Here is a 20,135-nt window from a genome sequence, read left to right as displayed (position 1 = left end):
CATGGGCAGCGCGCAATCACCGCAGGACGTTGAGCGCTGCCACGTTCAAAATGGCAAGTAAAATAGCTTAAAAAGGAACAACTATGCGTTCGACAGGAATCTGGGCCTTAGCCCTCACCACACTGATCAGCACTCAGTTATCCGCCGCAGAATTACCGGGCAAAGGCATCACTGTCCAGCCACTGCAAAGTACCATTTCGGAAGAGACCTTCCAGACCTCTCTGGTCAATAAAGCCTTGGAAAAACTCGGTTACGATGTCCAACCGACCAAAGAGGTAGACTACAACGTTGCGTATTCAACTATCGGCGCAGGTGATGCCACCTATCTGGCGGTTAATTGGGTACCGCTGCATAACGACCAATATAATGCGGCCGGTGGCGATGCCAAATTTTATCGTCAGGGTAATTATATTGAAGGGCTGGCACAGGGTTATCTGATTGACAAAAAAACCGCTGATAAATACCACATTACCAATATTGAGCAGCTAAAAGATCCGAAAATCGCCAAATTGTTTGATGCCAATAACGATGGCAAAGCCGATCTAACCGGCTGTAATCCGGGCTGGGGTTGTGAAGCACCGATAAATCATCAGATCAAAGCGTATGGTCTGAGCGATACCGTTACCCATAATCAGGGTAACTATGCCGCGATGATTGCCGATACCATTACCCGTTACAAAGAAGGCAAACCGATCCTGTATTACACCTGGACACCTTATTGGGTCAGTGATGTATTGGTACCGGGCCGTGACGTAGTATGGTTGCAGGTTCCTTTCTCTTCCCTGCCGGATAAAACTATCGACACCAAGCTGTCTAATGGTGCGAACTACGGCTTCCCACCAAGTGTGATGCATATCGTGGCTAACAAAAAATGGGCTGAAGCTAACCCGGCTGCCGCTAAGCTGTTCTCTATCATGAAATTATCGATTAATGATGTAAATGCGCAGAACATGCGGATGCACGCAGGTGAATCGTCAGATGCCGATATTGAACGTCATGTGAATGGCTGGATTCAGGCTCATCAGGCCACCTTTGATGGCTGGGTGAAAACTGCCGCGCAAGCGGGTAATGCGAAAGCTACGCAGTAAGTCACCTGGGACAGACACTTTCAGCTATCTTTGATAGTTGCTGACAAGGTGCCAACGGCGCAGAGAATAGGCAGATCATAAAGACGCCATATTCCCTTTTAACAACAACCACCTTGCCGGTTTGAACCGCGCCATCCGTGGCGCGGACGCTTTACTTACCTGCTTATCGTGGCGGCTTATGATCTATGGTTATAGAGATCAAAGAGTCCTCGAACACGCAACATAGAGCTGACTCACCGAGAAGTAGCCGGACATGTTGCCAACGCTGAGGAAGACGACGTACCGGCTGCTGCTGCCGGTACCATACAGTTCAAACGCCCAATGGTAGTTGCTGACCCAGCCGGAACCTGTGTAGTCCGCAACACCTAAACTCCCCCACTCATCCCAAAGTCTGCCATCAGGTGCGCGCGTTCCATTTGTTCCTGTCGCCGCATTCGTCATTTTTAAATAACTTGGCACTCCGTAACTCGCCCCTAAACCGGCACAATAGGAATCAGCCTGGGCTGCTGTCATTTTGTTACTCCCGTTGTTCACAAACCAGGTGCCAATGGTGAATGAGTAAGGTGTAACTTCGTTCGTGCGCGTATCAGTAATGGTGATATTTACGGTTTGTGCGGACGCAGGTTCAGCGACGAATGTGACTACACCGGTTGCGGGGTTAACAGTGACCCACGGTGCCCGCGGGTCAGCAGCGAAAGTGTAATTGCTGTTCCCGCTGGCGCTGGTCCCGTTCATCCAAAACTGGAATGTGGCCTGACTGAAGCCGGTTTTTGGGAAGCCAGAGTCTAAGGCGAAACTGGCCCCATTTACCCGCACCACCGGTAAACTCGCAGGTACCACAAGTGTGTATGTGGCGCTGCTGAGGGTACTCGGGCTGCTGGTTGTTGGGGCCCCAGTGAGCGAGGAGACTGCTATCGGGCCACTGGCGACCACTGTCAGCGTTTTGCCTAAAAATGACGCACTGAACGGTGCCGCCAGTTGTGCTGGTGTGAGCACCACATTGTTGTACTTCCAGACCCAGGTCACGGCGGCGGTATCCAGAGAGGCACTTAACCCCGTATCACTGTCCTGGTCTTTCAATATCAGGCCGGATGCAGAAAGCCAAAAATCATTGGGTTTATGGGCTGTTCCTACTACTACATTTTGGGTCACAGCCGTGGTTCCCCCCGGGAACATCACATTGAGTAATCCCGTTGCAGTGGGAGGCCGCCCCTCAATGGTGCCTGTGGAGTGAGTCACTTTTGCCCAAACTGTCGGGGCGCTTATCGCCACCAGTATCAGCCCCACCAGCGTGGACACCGTACCTGGCCGGTAGCAGCGTTGTCGGTGTGCCCTAATGTACTGTCTGTCAGCATCAGAATAGCAGGTCTCGTTTTTCATGATTGTCATCCTTCCCGGTCTGCCTGCTATGTGCCCAAAACAATGGTTATCTGAACACTCGTCTAAGCGCAAACGCTCAGATAGCCCCTGTAGTGTCTGTCTTGAATATCGGTAAAAACAGGCCCCGAAAGGCCTGCCAGAGAGTAAAATCCTTTACTGTTTGGCGTTGTAATCGACCGCCAAACCAAAGCCCTGCACACCGTCTGGTGACACAACGACCGCCTGAGCCGCCACATTTGCCGGTACCACAAAGTTAGCATCTGGATTGAACAAGGTTTCCGGTGCTGCGGTATGGGTGGTTGCACTGCTCCCGGTAAGTTTCCATTTGTAATTGACAGTACTGGTCAGGTCGGTAGTGCCATCTGACCCGAACAGTTTGAACTGATAGGTCGCACCGACTTTCAGTTTGATATTCGCATTCTCTGTGGCAAGCAGGTTGGTGGTGAAACCAGTATCCGTGGTTGTGTAAATAGCCGGGATCAAATCGGCCCCCGGTCCAACGGGTTGGTCAGGAACCGTCGTTTCCCCTCCTCCGCCAGTATCGGTGCCGCCATCGGGTCCCGGAGTGATAGCGCCCGGTTTAGAGACATTGTCATAGGTAAGGGTGTAGCCGGTATTTAGGTCACCCGTCACGGATGTCTCCGTGATGACTGCTTTAATGATGGCCCCTAGCGCTTCATCAGGAATGACAACTGCGCTGCTGCCGCCTGCACTATCGGTGGTATCGCCAGCCAGCGCATTGGTAATCCCTGTGGTGATTTCTACCTGCGGGGCCGTACCGTTGGCGGGCACGTAGTACCAGTGTACCGTGGTCGTGGAGTTATCCGCATCACCATCAGTATCAGTGTATTTGTAGGTCATGGTAATGGTGTCACCGGTGACCGGCATCAACGGGTTAGTACCATTGGTCGCAAAGTCCACTGCGTGGATGTCAGCACCACTGGCAGATTTCAGCACCGGAATAACGCCCCGAATAGTGCCAGTCGAACCAGTCACTACCGCATAGGCACTGGTAATGGTGCCCGCGGCTATCATCAGTGCCAGAGCGACTTTCTTTAATGTAAATGTACGGGTCTTGGTGATTCTCATCTTCTGCTTTCCTTATAGAACAATGTGCACACTGATTATGCGGTGACACCATCAGTCACTGTTGCAGCGTCGTTATCCGTGACCATAGCGGCCGGGTACTTTTGTCCGCTCGGTAACACACCCGATGCAGCCCTTGGCCAGATGGCCTTACTCGAAAGTCACCTTCAGACTGAACCCCTGATCCCCCGGAATGGCCCCTGAGCTTGAAACACTGTTGACCGGTACGGTATAGCTATGAGTAGTCGCCCCTGATATCGCGCGGCCAGACAGTACTGCCGGTGAACTGCTGCCTGCCGCAGCCGCATTACTGCCGTCCAGTTGCCATTGAATGTGGCTCACCGTCGCTGTCAGGTCAGCTTCTCCCGCGTCCCATACCCCGTTACTGTTGCTGTCATCCCAGGCCCGGAACACATACGTGGCCCCCACGGTCGGGTGGACCGTCGTTGAGCGAGCGTAATCGATAGCCCCACTGCCTGCCCCCGGTGTGTCCGATGCCAGGAATATCCCGCCACTGATACCCACACCCGAGACAACCGGCCCCGGCGGAGTCAGCGTACCGCCGCCTCCCGCGCCGGTTGCGCCACTGGTGTCCAGCACCAGAATCGACTGCTGGCCGCGCAGCGGAAGACCGGTTTGGGATTGCTCCCAGATTTCCACCTTGATGGCCGACGCACCCAGTGCACTGGCTGGAATAGTGATGGTCGAGGTACCCGGTGCGCCATCAATGGCGGCGACATTGGTCATGGCCGTTATCGGCACATCAGTCCCGTTCAGGGTGTAGTACCAGACCACCGTGGACAGCGAATCATCCACATCACCCTCCGCGTCGGTGTAGTGATAGGTCATCACCACTGTGTCACCGGTAGACAGCGCACCTTGGCTGGCAAAAGTCCCGCTAAAATCCACCGTGTGCGGCAGGTTGTTTGACGCACTCAGTGACGGAGCGCTGCCCTGGGTAGCGGTGGTGGTCGGCGTACTGCCCGCCCAGACCGGACTGAGCGTACTGCCCACCAGCATCAATGCCAGTGCCACGGCATTCAACCGCAGGCTTTTTTTCATGTGTGTGGTCATTTTCATCGTCATCGTTACCCTGCATTCACTGAGGAGCCCGCATAAATGGGTCAGTAATTCACTTTCAACCCAAAGCCCTGATCACCGCAGACCACACCGCTGTTACTGCTGGCGTTAGGTCGCGGGGTAAAGGTGTACCCGGTCATGCCGGTATCATGGTTATCCAGGGTAATGGCACACCCCGCCGTATTGGTCCCGTCCAGTGCCCAATGCACCTCGTCCGCCGGAAGAGTCTCCGTGACATCCACATCATTCTCGTCAAACAGCACCACGGTATAAGTCACTCCCACCTGCGGTGCGTTGTGGGTCGTGAGTAAATCTTCCCCCGCCGGATCGCGAATTTCGGCGCGAGCCACGACAGTCTCCATCGGCGACGCAGACGTGAACGTGATGGTTTTCGCGTTGGTCACACCGTAAGCCCCGAGGTCGGTGGTAATAATAAAAGTCCCTGGCTGATTACTTATCAGCGAGCTGACGTAGTAAGTGATGCCATCACGCACCTCGGTCGCGGTATGCACCACCCGCAGGCAGGCGTCAGGAAAACCGTCCTCATCGGTCGGGCAGGTCGGGCCCGTCACCAGCGGCACTACCGCCCCGGAATAGAGACTTCTGGCTACCCAAACCGGCGCTAATGCCGCGTCGTTGATGGATTTTCCCTGATGGTCTTCCAGATGCGCCGACAACTTCACTGCGTCAGCATCCAGACCTGTGGCGGGCATCGCGCTGTCGCCATCGATGAACAATCGCCCAAGGCGTTGTTGTCCGACCCGGATTTCCACATCATTTGAGGTGGCCTGATGGCCTTTCTCGTCCACGATACTGATGGACAGGGTGTAGAGGTTGGTGGCCCCCGGCGTGGCGTCCCATGCGGGTAGTGTGATTTGCCAGCCCTGCGGGCTATTGGCCCCAGCCGTGGGCACCAGCAACAGCGGCACCGCATCACCGTGCCAACTCACACTGGTGATGCGGTATTTGCTGCGCACCAGCGGTTGCATCATGTAGACATCGCCTTCCAGCAAGGTTGCTGGCACCGCCGCCAAATCCAGCGACAGCACGGCTTTTTCTTTGTATTCCAGTACGATATCGTAGTTACGATCCACCAGGTCATACCGACTGCCTTTCAGGCTGCGCATCGCCGCCACATTGCCTGGGTCCAGTTGTTTCTCCAGTGGCGTGCCGAGCTGGTAGCTGACTTGCAGACCCAGCTCGGTATTGTTCTTGCCGTCTTTGCCCATTTTGTGGCTCACCTTCAGGGTGGCGAGCGGGAACGGGGTATAATTCACACCCACGGTCACTGCATGGGGGTCTTTTTGCAGGTTATCCTTGCCGAACAGCGCCACTTCATCACCGTAATACTGCTCATACACGGCGGATGCCCCTAACTGCTGATAGACCGGCAGGTAGCCTTGGGCGCGCACGTCAAAACCCCGTGCTGGCCGTTCCAGATAATCATCAAAGTCTTTGGAGTCTTTCCAGCCGGACAGCGGGTGATAATAGTTGCTCGCCAGCTTGAGGTTGTCGGCCCACCACTCCAGCCCCAATCCTAATCGGCTGTGATTGCGGCTGATATCCTGATCAAGGAAGGTGTTGGCACCGAACAGCCAGTCGCCCTGATCAAAACGCACCCCGGCCCCGAGATTACCAATCATCCGGTTATCCTGACGGTGCACCCCCACCTGGGAAAACGCCACCATGGCGTCGTTCTCATACCAGGGCGAAAAAAGTGAGAAGGCACTCTTGCTGAGGCTGCCGTTGTCGTCCACCGCCAGATTGACCTGGGCCTTGCCGAACTTGCCCAATAATTCCTGGGCCTGCTGGCGCAACGGGTCAACCACCTGTGCCTTGGCCTGGCCTTTCGCCCAACTTTCGGCCTGATTTTTCATCTGGTCGCTGGTCATGTTGTTCCAGTTCTGCGCCCCGACAGCGTGCGCGGCAGCCGCCGTTTTTTGTTCACCACTGCTCACCAGCGGAACGGGGTCATTACCCATACCCAGCTCCGGCAGGTTACTGGCAATGGCCTTGCCCGCCAGCGGGTCGAGCGGAAACAGAGGGGAATTGGCGGGCAACAGCAGGCTTTCACCGGCATTCAGCTCATCGCGCTTGTCCAGGCTACCGTTATTGAGTTTGCGCAAGGTGCGCAGGTCCAGACCACTTTGCAACGCAATCTGATAGAGACTGATACGGCTTTCCACCGTATAAATACGGGTAGGAGAAGACTCGGCGTACCCCATCTCGGGTATCAACCCGCAGGACAGCACACCGCCCCCGATAAGCAAGGTGGCAATAATGGACAGTCTGATGGGTTTTTTCATTGACGCGTTCCCTAGAGACGGTGATACCGCCGGACCTGGCAAACTAAAATAAGCAATAGTAAACAAAAGAAACGGTATTCCCCGCTTGCAGGGTTATTGTTAATTTATTTGTCATCGCTATTACGCGATAAAACATACCGCTGCCTGTGGAAAATAATCCATGAGTCACGCATCCAGAATAAACTGACGCGGCAAAGTTAATTAATAAATGAATATGATTTTTCTTAACCAGACAAATAACGTTAGCGCCAAGCTTTTATGAGTTCCTTACAGAAAAGCAATCTGTTGCAGATATTATTTCAGACAGACTATATCTTCTAATTTACTTTTAACAAAATATCACACCGAAATTACCATACAGATAGCAAATCATTAAATTGTTAATTAATCTCCTTGGCTTGCGAAATAAAAAACCACAAACACAAATAAACACCGATTTATATAATGCATCAGTAGCGAGGAACGCCATTTAAAACCCAACATTCACTCATTTGTTTAAAAATTAAGAATAAGAAAACAGTTCATATAACACGAGTTAGCACTCTTTAACCACATGTCGAAAGGGAATAAAAACAATATGTTTTACAACAAGTTACAAAATAATACTGAATTACCCCGATAAAAAAATCATTATTAACTGTATTTATTACAATGTAATCACTTTATTTCCACAATTAAAATCTGAAATTTCCCACAAAGAAATAGAAAAAAACACATTTTTTGCCATGTTTTATGGCTTCCCTTCTATTCTGCGAGCAACAGGCAAAAATACCCCAGGTGATGCTTTCGTTGAACAACAATATCGCATACGGACTGAATAACATATAATAGAGGTTTATTCGAAGGGAACCAGAGTTAATGATGCTGCATTCCGGTTATTTAAGAGTATTTCGGATTATCTATTAAAGATACTTTTAACACGTGGGGCTGCTGGAATTGAATAATTCGATAGTAGGGCCGGGTATTGTACTATTACTGAATCTGCTGGTTTAACCAGACGTTATGTTTACCCCGTGTTCAGCAGAACTCAATTTAGGTTGAACTGTTTTATACATCACGGGGCTGTAAATAGGATAAAAGGGAGTGGCTATATTCAGTTGCTACGCCCTTTTCAAGGCATAAGCATCATCTGACATATAAATTACGCTAGCGGCGTTTAGTCATAATGCTGCCAATATTAAATACTGTTTTTTTGGCGCAAGTATTCACTGCGGGGAAAGATAAGCACAAGTGTAAGATCTGTGGGGTTTACCCTGAGCCACAGTTACCGATGAAAGCCGTTCGCAGATTGGAAATGCGTGTCGTTTTTACTGGGCGGTAAAGTTCCCCCAATAATGTCACGAGACAGTTACATGATCGACCACAAATAAAAAACCCCAGTCTGTTTATAAGACTGGGGTCTGAATGTTGGCGGTGCGGACGGGACTCGAACCCGCGACCCCCGGCGTGACAGGCCGGTATTCTAACCGACTGAACTACCGCACCACGCTGCTGTTCCGGTTAAGAACGAGGCAGATATTACGTATAGAACGCAATCTCGTCAACATTTTTTCCAGCAAAATAAGCCGTTTGCACAGTTTTTCATCTGGAAGTCGTTTTATTCTGCATTTGCACTATCTTCCGATTCAAGCGGCATCCGCCACAAACAACTGCCGCCCTTCTTCATCACCAAATCCAAACGCGATTCATGGGCTAGCAACTCATCTTCAGCCGCATAAATTATTTTCAACTCAGATGCTGGTCGGGTAATTCGCTGAATATCTTCGGAAGAATCATTTTGCGACTGATCGCCTTCCATAGAGAAAGACAGTGACGTCTGACCGCCAGTCATCGCCAGATACACTTCAGCCAGAATTTCGGCATCGAGTAATGCGCCGTGCAGCGTTCGCTTGGTATTATCTATCAGATAGCGATCGCACAACGCATCAAGGTTATTACGCTTGCCTGGGAACAGACGGCGCGCCAATAACAGGCTATCGGTGATGGTACAGAAGGTTTCCGTTTTCGGAATATCCTGCTGCAACATACGGAACTCGTAATCCATAAAGCCGATATCAAACGCTGCATTATGAATGACTAGCTCAGCACCACGGATAAACTCAAGAAACTCAGGCGTAATATCAGCAAATGTGGGCTTATCCGCTAAAAACTCATCACTGATACCATGGACACCGTAGGCCTCTGGGTCGACCAGACGATCCGGTTTCACATACACATGGAAGTTTCTGCCGGTCAAGCGGCGGTTGATCACTTCAACAGCACCGATCTCAATAATCCGATGGCCTTCATAATGAACGCCCAGCTTATTCATACCGGTGGTTTCAGTATCCAGAACAATCTGTCTGGTCGGTGTAACTTGCATATTGCCAGTGCTCATAGCGCTCGTTTATGTCAGACTTAACGTTTAAACAGATAGGAAGAGTCTACCAGAGATGACTAAACAGGTAGAAATTTTCACCGACGGATCTTGCCTTGGCAATCCTGGCCCCGGTGGTTATGGCGCAATTATGCGTTACAAACAACATGAAAAAACCTTTAGTGCTGGCTACCGTTTGACAACCAATAACCGCATGGAACTGATGGCTGCTATCGTCGCCTTGGAAGCGTTGACCTCACCTTGCCAGGTGACACTCAGCACTGACAGCCAATATGTGCGTCAAGGTATCACACAGTGGATCCACAACTGGAAAAAGCGCGGTTGGAAAACCACGGATCGCAAACCGGTACGTAATGTCGATTTATGGCAACGGCTGGATCTGGCAATCCAAGGCCATACCGTACAATGGGAATGGGTCAAAGGCCATGCTGGCCATCCTGAAAATGAACGCTGCGATGAACTGGCACGCCTTGCGGCCAATTCACCGACACAAGACGATATTGGCTATATCCCCAACTAACTCTTCTTACCTGACGTTGCCACGGCATTAGTGGCTTTCATACACCGAATCAAGGTTGGTCGCGATAACTTTTGGTTGCGCCAACCGCACGGCTGAACCAAGGCTTACGTGCACCAAACTTCATCGGATTGAATGTCAAAGGTATAGTGCGCTTACGGGCCACAATCAGGCTGACACACCCCAATGCATGTAGATGGGTGCTGATAAAGCGCCCACCTTCTTTATGCCAGGGTAAAACGTGAAAGCACGACATATGCATAACTTCATAGTTCAGTAGGCTCAGCCAATCCAGCAAGCGCATCTGAGTAAACATTCGGCTAACGTAGGGCTGGCGCTGGCGTAATAGTGGTACCAGCTTGCCAGCACCCAATATACTTATCGGATTGAAGTTACTGATAACCAACCAGCCGTCATCGATAAGCACCCTATCTACCTCACGCAAAATACGATGTGGATCAGTGGCATAGGCTAAAGAGTGGGATAACAGACAGGCATCTACTGATTTTTCGGCAAAAGGTAACTGGTATGGGCTGGCCAGCACCTGCATATTAGTACCTTGTTCCCCCACATTAACCTGATGGGAGATAGCACATTTATCGCTGGCGATTTCCGCACTTAACTGGCCTATTTTCAACAAATGAAAACCAAAGAACTTCGGCCACCAAGGTTGTAATTGCTGTTCGAGCGCTGCGCGATAATACTCCCCCCAAGGTAACTCAGCCCAGGATGTGGGTGCATCGATCTGTTGGTGTGTTTGCGCTGGTTTCATGTTTCTACCCAATAGATTTCAAAGTGCAGGAAGGCGGCAAGCAAGTGAACCTCAAAGAGGCTCATTAATCCCGATGAGCTGACACTCGTAAGTGATGCGGATGAACGAGAGTAGCCAATACACCTGCGATTTGAAAGATGACGGGTATATTATCTTCTTTCAAGCTCAAGCGGTTGCCAACAAAAGAGGTATCCAATGAATCTTATCAGTATTCCGGCGTTTCAAGACAATTACATTTGGCTATTGGCAAACCCACAAAAACACTGCGTTATCGTTGATCCGGGGGAATCCGCTCCGGTACTGGCAGCAGTGGCCCAAGGCCAATATATCCCTCAGGCTATCTTGCTTACCCATCACCACAACGATCACGTCGGTGGTGTGGCGGAGTTACGCCGCCATTTCCCCGATATTCCCGTCTATGGCCCGCAAGAAACAGCGAATAAAGGTGCGACAGTTATCGTAAATGGGGGTGATCACCTGACAATTGGCGGCCAAAACTACACCATTATTGCCGTCCCCGGCCACACCCTTGGCCACATTGCATACTACAGCGAACCTTATCTTTTCTGCGGCGACACGCTTTTTTCCGCTGGCTGCGGCAGACTGTTTGAAGGTACACCTGAGCAAATGTATGCGTCAATTCAACGGCTCGCGCTGCTTCCCGATGAAACCTTAATTTGCAGCGCGCATGAATACACTCTCGCAAATCTTAAGTTTGCCCATTTCATTTTGCCCGCAGATGAAGATATTGCTAGATATCAACAACAAATCATGCAATTACGGGCAAAAAACCTACCTAGCTTGCCGGTAAAATTGCAATTTGAACGCAAAATTAATGTTTTTTTACGTTGCAATGACATTGATTTACAAAGGAAAATAGGCGTTATCTCGCCACCAAGCTCACTTGCTTCAGTTTTTTCTGAATTACGCGCCCAGAAAGACCGCTTCTGAGCTTTTAGTTGTGTTTTTTGTCGAAGCAAAGTATGATTGGTCGTCTTTTAAGCAACTGACATTGACACACACATGAAGACCAAAGCGATATTTCTCGCCTCAGTCTTGCTTGTTGGGTGCCAGACGTCCAGGCAGGACGTACAGGTTCCCGTACAGCATGCACAGAGTTTGTCTTCAGCAGGTCAAGAGAGTGAAGCAGGAGAGTACACAAATAGCGCCCGAGAGGGCAACGCGCGATGGCTTGATAGTGAAAGTGGCCTCGCGCAGCAAGATTTGTGGAACTTCATTAGCGACGAGCTGAAGATGAAGGTTCCGGAAAATTCCCGGATCCGTGAACAAAAACAAAAATACTTAAAAAATAAGAGCTATCTCCACGATGTAACATTACGGGCAGAGCCGTACATGTACCTGATAGTCGAGCAAATTAAGAAACGTAAGATGCCGATGGAACTGGTACTGCTACCCATAGTGGAGAGCGCTTTTGACCCACACGCGACATCATCCGCCAATGCCGCAGGGCTATGGCAGATAGTGCCGAGTACAGGTCGAAACTATGGCTTGAAACAAAACCAATGGTATGACGGCCGCAGAGATGTGGTTGCTTCTACCAAAGCAGCGCTTGATATGATGGAGCGCCTGAACGACATGTTTGACGGTGACTGGTTGTTAACAGTCGCGGCTTATAACAGTGGTGAAGGCAGAGTCATGCAAGCGGTGAAAGCGAATAAGGCAAAGGGTAAACCGACTAATTTTTGGGCATTGTCGCTTCCACGTGAAACGTCAATTTATGTTCCTAAAATGCTGGCCTTGGGTGATTTAATCAAGAACAGCAAAAAGTACGGTATAAACTTGCCAGAACCCGACAAAGACCGTGCATTAGCACGTGTTGATGTAGGTCAGCAGATACAGCTAACTCAGGCGGCTGAGATGGCGGGGATGTCACTTACTAAGTTGAAATCCTTTAATTCTGGGTATAAGCGCAATGTAACGGCACCTGATGGACATGGTCCTCGTTATATTATGTTGCCGAAAGCCCATGCTGAGCAGCTTAAAGATTCATTGGCAGATACTGATATTGCCGCCGTTCAACCAACCAAGTTGGCACAGAACAGCTCAAAATCAGCATCAAGTTCGCAGTATAAAGTTAGCTCCGGCGATACTTTATCTACGATTGCCAAGCGGTTGAATATCAAGACCAGCGATTTGCAGAGTTGGAACAACTTACGTGCCAAGAGCACCTTAAAAGTTGGGCAAACCCTGCAACTGGCAAGCAATACAAAGACCAGCAACAGCATCACCTATCAGGTTCGTAAAGGTGATTCTTTTGCCAGTATTGCCAAGCGTCACGGTGTAAACACCGACGATGTGATGCGATGGAATTCGGTAGTCAGCAAGGCTAATAGTTTACAACCAGGCTTGAAATTGACGTTGTTCGTTAACGGCAAATCAACCCCGGATACGTAGAGTCAGAATCGCGATTAAAGCTGTTAAAAAGCACCCTTCGGGGTGCTTTTTTTATGGCTGGAATTCAACCAGAAGTGGATTGTGATCAGAGGCTCGGGTCACTAATACCGACGCATCAGCAAGAGTAAGACCACGATAAAAAACAAAATCAAGCGGTCGGCCAAACGCACGGCTACGGTTATCGGCCCGGAATTCAACTTCAGCTAACCCCACAGTTTGGGCAAAGCGCTGTAAGGCATTAACTCGCTGCCGGCTCCACGCATTGAAGTCCCCCGCCAGAATCACCGGGCCGCGATGCATCGCGATTTGTTCCCCAATTGGCTCAAGTTGTTTACTGTAAACATCAACACCAAGGCTGAAATTCACTGCGTGAATGTTTACCACCATCAATAAACGGCCGTCATGGATTGAGTAAACAGTAATTAATGCCGATTTAGACAAACGCAGTAACGGTTCTCTCTCACGCAGGGGGCAACAGTAGACCGGATGGGTGGCTGCAAGCGTCATCACTCCTGAGGGGTGCTGAGGCAGCGCAAAGGCAGGCACCTGATCGGCGGCCTGATAGTGAGACGTAGCAAACCGCACCAGCTCAGGTGTAGTTTGTGCTTCTTGCAGTAGCATCAGTTGAGCATCGCGCCCGAACTCTTTGAGCACTGAGAGCCATTCCGCCCGCTGTTGCTTAAAGATATTCCACACCATCACACGCAGAAATTCAGAAGTTGGCAATGGCGCGCCTGGCGGTAACCCTAGCCCCAGTTGCTTAGCAGAACCTGGGAAAATCTGTTCAACCGGTTGACCTGCAACATATCGCATTGCGTATGTTCGTTTCGGCACTTTGATGGCCTATTCCTTATTCGAAATCACTCTGGCTCAAGAGGTAACAACAGCCGGTAGTTCACTGATTATACGCTCAGATGCTCCCGTCAGTAATTTCTTTTAGTTACGGGATTATGCTGATATTGGGGTATACAAGGAGAGATTCAATCTATGTGATTAATAATGCACTAATAAGCCTTCTATTAACAAAAAAGCCTACAGTCGCAGGCTTCAATGGATACTGTTGAGTTATCTTGCCAGAATTTAGCTGACAGCAACGTGCCGTTGGTGCTTCTTGTCCAGTTTGCCACTCAGTGTCACCAGTAATAGTGCACCAATAACAATCACGCCACCGATCCAAGGGGTCTGAGCCACCCCAACCCGGATAACGGTCTGCCCGCCGATAATCGATCCTAACGCAATCCCTACATTAAACGCCGCGATATTCAGGCCAGAAGCAACGTCAACGGCATGTGGCGTATATTCTTCCGCTTTCTGCACCACATAAGCCTGTAAACCGGGGACGTTACCAAAGGCAAAAACCCCCATGACCAGCAACGTAATTAATGCCGCAATACTGTGACTGGCGCTGAATTGGAAAACAAACAGTAAGACAGCAAGTGCGGTAAAAATAAAGCTCAAAGCAGGTACCGCACCATGGCGATCTGCGAGTTTACCGCCCCAGATATTGCCCATCGCGACCGATACACCATATGCCAGTAAGATCCAACTCACTGCTGCGGGTGAGAATCCAGCCAGCTCTTGCATCACCGGCGCAAGGAAAGTAAACATGGTGAAGAAACCACCGTATCCCAAGGCGGTAATGGCATAAATCAGCAGTAAACGTGGGTGGGTGAGCACCTGTAACTGCTGCTTTATACTGGCTGAAGCCTTATTGGGAATATTACTGGGAACCAAAATGGCACTGGCAATAATGGCAATAACCCCAATCAGTGACACCGCAAGGAAAGTCTCCCTCCAGCCAAAATGCTGGCCAATAAATGTCCCGAGCGGAACCCCGGTGACCAGTGCCACCGTTAAACCGCCAAACATGATAGCAATCGCCGACGCGGCTTTCTCCTTTGGCACCAAACTGGTAGCAATCGTCGAACCAATCGAGAAGAAAACACCGTGAGCCAGACCGGTGAGTAAACGAGCAATAACCAAAGTCTCATAACCGGGGGATTGCCAGGCTAATAAGTTACCTAGGGTGAACAAGACCATCAAACCAATCAATAACATTTTACGCGGTATACGCCCGGTTAATGCGGTTAGCACTGGAGCACCAATAGCAACGCCCAATGCATAGATTGAAACTAATAAACCAGCGGACGGCACAGAAACCCCCAGTTGTTCTGCGATGGTCGGAACCAGCCCGACAATCACAAATTCAGTGGTACCAATAGCGAATGCACTGATGGTCAGTGCCAATAATGCAAGCGGCATAATTACTCCAGAAATAGGGGTCAATTTGATAGCGGCTATTATGTCCCTATGGTTAAATAACAAAAATGCTCAAAATATCAAAATATTTTTGCTGGAGTAGCAACAATGAAAACGCATTCAGATGAACTGATTACTTTTGTTACCGTGGTGGAATGTGGCAGTTTTAGTCGTGCGGCAGAGCAACTGGATCAAGCTAATTCAGTGGTCAGCCGCACAGTAAAAAAACTCGAAGGCAAGCTGGGGGTGACGCTGCTAAATCGTACAACCCGGCAAATCAGCCTGACGCAAGAAGGCGAACACTATTTTCGGCGAGTGCAAAATATTCTGCGTGAAATGGCCACGGCGGAAAACGAGATACTCGATAATCAGTTAAATCCCAAAGGATTGCTGCGTATTGATGCTTCGACTCCAGTGGTGTTGCACATTCTGGCTCCGCTGATGGCGGAGTTTCGTCAGCGTTATCCATTGGTGACATTATCACTGGTTTCGTCGGAGACCTTTATTAACCTGATTGAGCGAAAAGTTGATATTGCCATCAGGGTGGGCACGTTACAGGACTCCACCTTACGTGCCAGAAAGCTGATGACCAGTTACCGCCATATTCTGGCCTCACCGGCCTACCTGGAACAGCATGGCACACCGCAAACGGTGGCGGATTTACAGCATCATTTATGTCTGGGGTTCAATGATTTACCAGTGTTAAATCGTTGGCCGCTCGCAGGTGCAGATGGGCAACTTTATGAAATAAATTCAGATTTAACGTCAAATAATGGGGAGACGCAACGCCGCCTTTGCCTTGAGGGGAATGGCATTGCTTGCTTATCCGATTTCATGATCAGGCGCGATCTACAACGTGGGGACTTAGTGCCGCTACTGGTGGAACATACTCTGCCCGTTGTTATGCCTATTAATGCGGTGTATTACAGTGATCAGGCTGTCAGTAACCGGCTGCGTTGTTTTATTGATTTTATCAATGAACGCCTGACACAAATGTTCCCTGCCAAATAATCCCCTACTTTTTGAAGCCAGTCACAGAGGTAGATGGCTCAGATGAAGGATTAAACCACGCTTAATCCCATCCTGGTGCCGAGCCTTCAGGGCTGGCTCATCGCTCACCGCGATCCAGCGACGCTTGAGTGCCATATCGTCAGCACTCAAGCGTAATTCCTGCGCTAACATGTTACGGGCCAGATTAGCAGCGTTGGTCAATAAGGAAACCAATGGCGGTTACGGCCAGCGGCGGATCACCAATGAGGTGTTAATACCGCCAAACGCAAAGTTATTTGTTTGGAAGAATTCGGTATCAATATAACGCCCCTCGCCCATCAGGTAATCCAGGTCACCACAGGCGGGATCAGGGTCAGTAAGATTAATGGTTGGTGCGAAACGCCCGGCCCGCATCATCTCCAGACTCATCCAGGCTTCAAGAGCACCGCAAGCCCCTAAGGTATGACCAAAATAACTTTTCAAAGAGGAAATTGGGGTCCGGTTACCAAAAACAGCCGCGGTAGCCTGACTCTCGGCAATATCCCCGCGTTCAGTTGCGGTACCATGAGCACTGATATAGCCAATATCAGCGGCAGCCAGGCCCGCGCTTAGTAACGCCTTTTCAATGCAGATTTGCATGGTCTCTTTTTGCGGTTGAGTAATATGGCTGGCATCGCAATTAGTATAAAAACCGATGATTTCACCATAAATAGTGGCACCACGTGCTTTGGCGTGATCGAGTTCTTCCAAAATCAACGTACCCGCCCCTTCACCAATGACCAAACCATCACGTTGGCGATCAAATGGCCTTGGCGATAATTTTGGTGAATCATTTAGCTGGCTGGTGGCAAACAAGGTATCAAACACTGCCGCCTCGGAAGGGCACAGTTCCTCTGCACCACCAGCAACCATCACTTTCTGGTAGCCATGACGGATTGCTTCATAGGCATAGCCAATTGCCTGACTACCTGACGTACAAGCACTTGAGGTAGGAATAACCCGCCCGCGTAAACCAAAAAATAGCCCGGTATTCACCGCCGCCGTATGCGGCATCATTTGCACATAGGTCGTGCCGGTAATATTGTTGGTGTGTTTTTCGGTTAACATCGTGGCAAATTCACTCACCGGCTTAGTGCTACCGGTAGAAGAGCCATAGGCAATCCCAGTATCCCCATTGGTAAGTACATCTTCCCCCATCAGACCCGCTTGCTCTAGCGCCAGCTCAGTGGCTCTGGTGGCCAACAAGGATACCCGCCCCATCGAGCGAATTCGTTTACGGGTGTAATGTGCAGGCACCACAAAATCATCAATCGGCGCACCTAAATGGGTATTCAGCCCCTGATACTCTTCCCACTGCGGCATATATTGCACCGCATTTTGACCGGCATAAATACGTGCTGAAATATCCACCCAGTTATTGCCAAAGGCGGTGACTCCACTCATTCCGGTAATCACAACTCTATTGGTGGCAACCATCCTGCTGCTCATACCATTCCTCCATTAATTGAGATCACCTGACGCGTGACATAACCGGCAATATCTGACATCAGGTAACTGGCTAACCCAGCCACCTCTTCGGCCTCTCCCATTCGTTTAAGTGGGATCATCCGCATGGCTTCTTGCAGCGCGATAGGCTCCATATTGATCATGCCAGTATCAATCAACCCAGGTGCAATACAATTCACGGTAATCTTGCGTTTAGCCAACTCCAGCGCCAGAGCCTTACAAGCCCCGATAACCCCTGCTTTAGCCGCACTGTAATTCACCTGACCACGATTCCCCACCACACCAGAGACCGAAGAAAGTGCGATAATGCGCCCGCCGTTACGTAAACCAATCATCGGCATTACGCAGGGGTGCAACACATTATAGAAACTGTCCAGATTAGTATGAATGACGCCATCCCAATCCTCTTGCGTCAATGCTGGGAATGCGCCATCACGTGTGATACCGGCATTATTCACCACGCCGTAGTAGGCACCATGAGTGGCGATATCCTGCTCGAGTACCTCTTTACACTGCAGCCTGTCGCTGATATCAAAACAAATCAAGCGCCCTTCACCACCCGCCTCAATAATCTGAGCCAGTGTCGCTTCACCGCCAGCAAGATCTTGGTGATAATGCACAACCACTAAAAAACCATCCGCAGCCAGACGGCGTGCGATAGCTCGCCCTATCCCTTTGCTGGCCCCGGTGACTAAAATAGAACGCTTCATGCGCCTTTCCCCAATGTAAGTTTTTTTATTTCTTCGGCATCTGGTTGATAAGTATTTAACCGACCACGAGCAACCTGCTTTCCTGCCATGTTGATACAGCACTCGAAACTGCCAATTTTTTCATCTTGCAGGATTAACTGGACGCAAACCTGAAGCTTGCTACCCGCTGGAAATACCGGTAATTCACAACTGATAGCTCGCCCACCAAGTAGCATCCCTATCGTGGGGGGTATCGCTTGTGCCAAGCCATGCCAGCCACGCCACGCGCCGATAGTTTGTGCCATTAATTCGATAGCAAACCAGTTGGGGAGGCAGCCCTGAGCATCGAGGAAAGGCGCAAGCACCCCATCCTTACTCAGCGTGACGCTGCATTCAGCCCCGTCCTCCCCTACGCTATGGACGTCATCCAGCATCACCATTGGTGATTGATGCGGTAGGTAATGTTCAGCGGAATACGCCATCAGCCGGCTCCTAATATCACACACGCGTTGTTGCCACCAAAAGCGAATGAGTTCGACAAAATAACCGGGGTTTTAAGTACTTCCGGTTTGGTGACCAAATTAATCTCGGCCAAAGTTGCATCCCAAGCACTATGAGAAAAATCTTGTACTGGTAAGGGTAAAGTCCGGCTCAACATCAGCCAGCTAAGCGCTGCCTCTGTGGCCCCAGCGGCCCCCAACGTATGCCCGGTAAGATGTTTGGTTGAACTGCAAGGTGTCTGATGACCAAAGACTCTATTCACAACCAGCGCTTCTATCTGATCATTTAACCGCGTCGCCGTGCCATGCAGATTGATATAGCCCACATCAGCGGGTTGCAATCCTGCCTGACGTAACGCCAGCCTGATAGCCTGTTCCGCCCCATGCCCTTCAGGATGCGGGGCGGACATATGCCAGGCATCGGAAGACTCCCCCACGCCGAGTAGTGCTACAGGTGAAGGCTCGCGTGACAATAAAATCAACGCTGCGGCCTCCCCCACGTTGATCCCTTTGCGCCCGGCGGCAAAAGGGGTACAACGCTCAGCCGAGAGTGACTCCAGACTATTAAAACCATTGATTGGCATACGGCACAAACTGTCAGCGCCACCGACTATCGCCGCATCGACCATTCCAGACTCGATCAAACGCTTACCGCTGATAATCGCCCGTACACTGGAAGAACAAGCCGTGGACACGGTATAACTTGGGCCATTCAACCCCAAATAACGGGAGAGGAAGATACTAGGATCACCTAACTCCTGCTGTTGATAGTGGTACCCTGGCGGAAACTGCCCGGCGACATCACCAGAACCGGGCATATATTCTCTAACTGCCCGCTCCCCCTCAAAAATACCTGAGGTGCTGGTTCCCATAATCACAGCAACCCGTGATGCGCCATAGCGAAGGATGCATGCGGAAACCTCAGGTTGAATCTGCGACAATGCCGCTAACAACAGGCGGTTATTCCGGCTATTGTGCTGCAAAAGTGGCTCGGGCAAGGCCGGTAATTCAGTATTCACCGCCCCCAGCCAGATAGGCGAATCACCCAAGAGCCACCCTTGCTGGGGTGCCATGCCGGGGGCCAGCCCGGCACGAAGGCTCGCACTCACCTCAGACAGTGAGCTACCTAACGCATTAACCATGCCAACTGCAGAGAAATAGACCATCGCA

At 50.4% G+C, this 20,135-nt stretch carries 18 protein-coding genes and 1 tRNA gene; 5 read left to right on the top strand and 14 right to left on the bottom strand.

What is annotated here, in order from left to right:
• Positions 1 to 83 precede the first annotated feature (83 nt).
• Complete coding sequence (proX, locus tag A6J67_RS08630) at positions 84 to 1,088, top strand: glycine betaine/L-proline ABC transporter substrate-binding protein ProX (RefSeq protein WP_042568459.1); 1,005 nt, start codon at positions 84 to 86, stop codon at positions 1,086 to 1,088.
• 198 nt (positions 1,089 to 1,286) lie between these two features.
• On the opposite strand, the gene A6J67_RS08625 is transcribed toward proX, so the two are convergent.
• From A6J67_RS08625 to dnaQ, 6 genes are all read right to left on the bottom strand, one after another.
• The gene (locus A6J67_RS08625) at positions 1,287 to 2,468 is read right to left on the bottom strand and encodes a hypothetical protein (RefSeq protein WP_050074230.1); all 1,182 of its coding nucleotides are present in this window, start codon (positions 2,466 to 2,468) and stop codon (positions 1,287 to 1,289) included.
• 153 nt (positions 2,469 to 2,621) lie between these two features.
• Entirely contained in the window at positions 2,622 to 3,557 is a 936-nt protein-coding gene (locus A6J67_RS08620) for a SinI family autotransporter-associated protein (protein ID WP_226967889.1), read from the bottom strand.
• A gap of 147 nt (positions 3,558 to 3,704) precedes the next feature.
• Positions 3,705 to 4,616, bottom strand: coding sequence for a SinI family autotransporter-associated protein (locus A6J67_RS08615; protein ID WP_226967888.1), 912 nt, complete (start codon positions 4,614 to 4,616; stop codon positions 3,705 to 3,707).
• Positions 4,617 to 4,678: 62 nt separating this feature from the next.
• Positions 4,679 to 6,940 carry an inverse autotransporter beta domain-containing protein gene (locus A6J67_RS08610; RefSeq protein ID WP_080608140.1) on the bottom strand — a complete coding sequence of 754 codons (2,262 nt, stop codon included), beginning with the start codon at positions 6,938 to 6,940 and terminating at the stop codon, positions 4,679 to 4,681.
• Positions 6,941 to 8,348: 1,408 nt separating this feature from the next.
• Positions 8,349 to 8,425: transfer RNA gene (locus A6J67_RS08605), tRNA-Asp, on the bottom strand.
• A gap of 112 nt (positions 8,426 to 8,537) precedes the next feature.
• The gene (dnaQ, locus tag A6J67_RS08600; protein ID WP_042570022.1) at positions 8,538 to 9,302 is read right to left on the bottom strand and encodes a DNA polymerase III subunit epsilon; all 765 of its coding nucleotides are present in this window, start codon (positions 9,300 to 9,302) and stop codon (positions 8,538 to 8,540) included.
• Between the two features lie 70 nt (positions 9,303 to 9,372).
• Here dnaQ and rnhA point away from each other — a divergent pair, with 70 nt between their 5' ends.
• Positions 9,373 to 9,837 (top strand): ribonuclease HI, encoded by a 465-nt coding sequence (gene rnhA, locus A6J67_RS08595; protein ID WP_005190796.1) that lies wholly within the window; start codon positions 9,373 to 9,375, stop codon positions 9,835 to 9,837.
• Positions 9,838 to 9,886: 49 nt separating this feature from the next.
• Here rnhA and A6J67_RS08590 read toward each other — a convergent pair whose 3' ends face one another.
• Positions 9,887 to 10,606 carry a class I SAM-dependent methyltransferase gene (locus A6J67_RS08590; protein ID WP_005190798.1) on the bottom strand — a complete coding sequence of 240 codons (720 nt, stop codon included), beginning with the start codon at positions 10,604 to 10,606 and terminating at the stop codon, positions 9,887 to 9,889.
• A gap of 195 nt (positions 10,607 to 10,801) precedes the next feature.
• On the opposite strand from A6J67_RS08590, the gene gloB reads away from it, so the two are divergent.
• Together gloB and mltD are read left to right on the top strand one after the other, a co-directional pair.
• Positions 10,802 to 11,557 (top strand): hydroxyacylglutathione hydrolase, encoded by a 756-nt coding sequence (gloB, locus tag A6J67_RS08585; protein ID WP_050074220.1) that lies wholly within the window; start codon positions 10,802 to 10,804, stop codon positions 11,555 to 11,557.
• Between the two features lie 72 nt (positions 11,558 to 11,629).
• Entirely contained in the window at positions 11,630 to 13,021 is a 1,392-nt protein-coding gene (mltD, locus tag A6J67_RS08580; protein ID WP_042568464.1) for a murein transglycosylase D, read from the top strand.
• Between the two features lie 51 nt (positions 13,022 to 13,072).
• Here mltD and A6J67_RS08575 read toward each other — a convergent pair whose 3' ends face one another.
• Together A6J67_RS08575 and A6J67_RS08570 are read right to left on the bottom strand one after the other, a co-directional pair.
• Positions 13,073 to 13,855: an endonuclease/exonuclease/phosphatase family protein gene (locus A6J67_RS08575; RefSeq protein ID WP_071843441.1), complete on the bottom strand. Its 783-nt coding sequence runs from the start codon at positions 13,853 to 13,855 to the stop codon at positions 13,073 to 13,075.
• 246 nt (positions 13,856 to 14,101) lie between these two features.
• Positions 14,102 to 15,283 carry an MFS transporter gene (locus A6J67_RS08570; RefSeq protein WP_050074212.1) on the bottom strand — a complete coding sequence of 394 codons (1,182 nt, stop codon included), beginning with the start codon at positions 15,281 to 15,283 and terminating at the stop codon, positions 14,102 to 14,104.
• A 105-nt stretch (positions 15,284 to 15,388) separates the two neighbouring features.
• Here A6J67_RS08570 and yafC point away from each other — a divergent pair, with 105 nt between their 5' ends.
• Complete coding sequence (gene yafC, locus A6J67_RS08565) at positions 15,389 to 16,291, top strand: DNA-binding transcriptional regulator YafC (protein WP_050074210.1); 903 nt, start codon at positions 15,389 to 15,391, stop codon at positions 16,289 to 16,291.
• Between the two features lie 21 nt (positions 16,292 to 16,312).
• Here the strand turns inward: yafC and A6J67_RS23435 are convergent, their stop codons facing one another.
• From A6J67_RS23435 to A6J67_RS08540, 5 genes are read right to left on the bottom strand one after another with little or no spacing between them, the layout of a single operon-like run.
• Positions 16,313 to 16,492: a hypothetical protein gene (locus A6J67_RS23435; protein ID WP_032907561.1), complete on the bottom strand. Its 180-nt coding sequence runs from the start codon at positions 16,490 to 16,492 to the stop codon at positions 16,313 to 16,315.
• Positions 16,493 to 16,510: 18 nt separating this feature from the next.
• Positions 16,511 to 17,746, bottom strand: coding sequence for a beta-ketoacyl-ACP synthase (locus A6J67_RS08555; protein WP_005190817.1), 1,236 nt, complete (start codon positions 17,744 to 17,746; stop codon positions 16,511 to 16,513).
• Positions 17,747 to 17,754: 8 nt separating this feature from the next.
• A complete protein-coding gene (locus tag A6J67_RS08550) occupies positions 17,755 to 18,486 on the bottom strand; it encodes a 3-ketoacyl-ACP reductase FabG2 (RefSeq protein WP_050074209.1) in 732 nt (243 codons plus the stop codon).
• Positions 18,483 to 18,947: a hotdog family protein gene (locus A6J67_RS08545; protein ID WP_050296800.1), complete on the bottom strand. Its 465-nt coding sequence runs from the start codon at positions 18,945 to 18,947 to the stop codon at positions 18,483 to 18,485. The genes A6J67_RS08550 and A6J67_RS08545 overlap by 4 nt, the downstream gene beginning before the upstream one ends.
• Entirely contained in the window at positions 18,947 to 20,131 is a 1,185-nt protein-coding gene (locus tag A6J67_RS08540; protein ID WP_050296801.1) for a beta-ketoacyl-[acyl-carrier-protein] synthase family protein, read from the bottom strand. Before A6J67_RS08540 ends, A6J67_RS08545 begins: the two co-directional genes overlap by 1 nt.
• Positions 20,132 to 20,135: the final 4 nt, after the last annotated feature.

It is taken from the genome of Yersinia sp. FDAARGOS_228, assembly GCF_002073315.2.
Classification (GTDB): domain Bacteria; phylum Pseudomonadota; class Gammaproteobacteria; order Enterobacterales; family Enterobacteriaceae; genus Yersinia; species Yersinia intermedia.
Note: the sequence above shows the minus strand (reverse complement) of the source record. Positions and strands in the feature narration are given on the sequence as shown.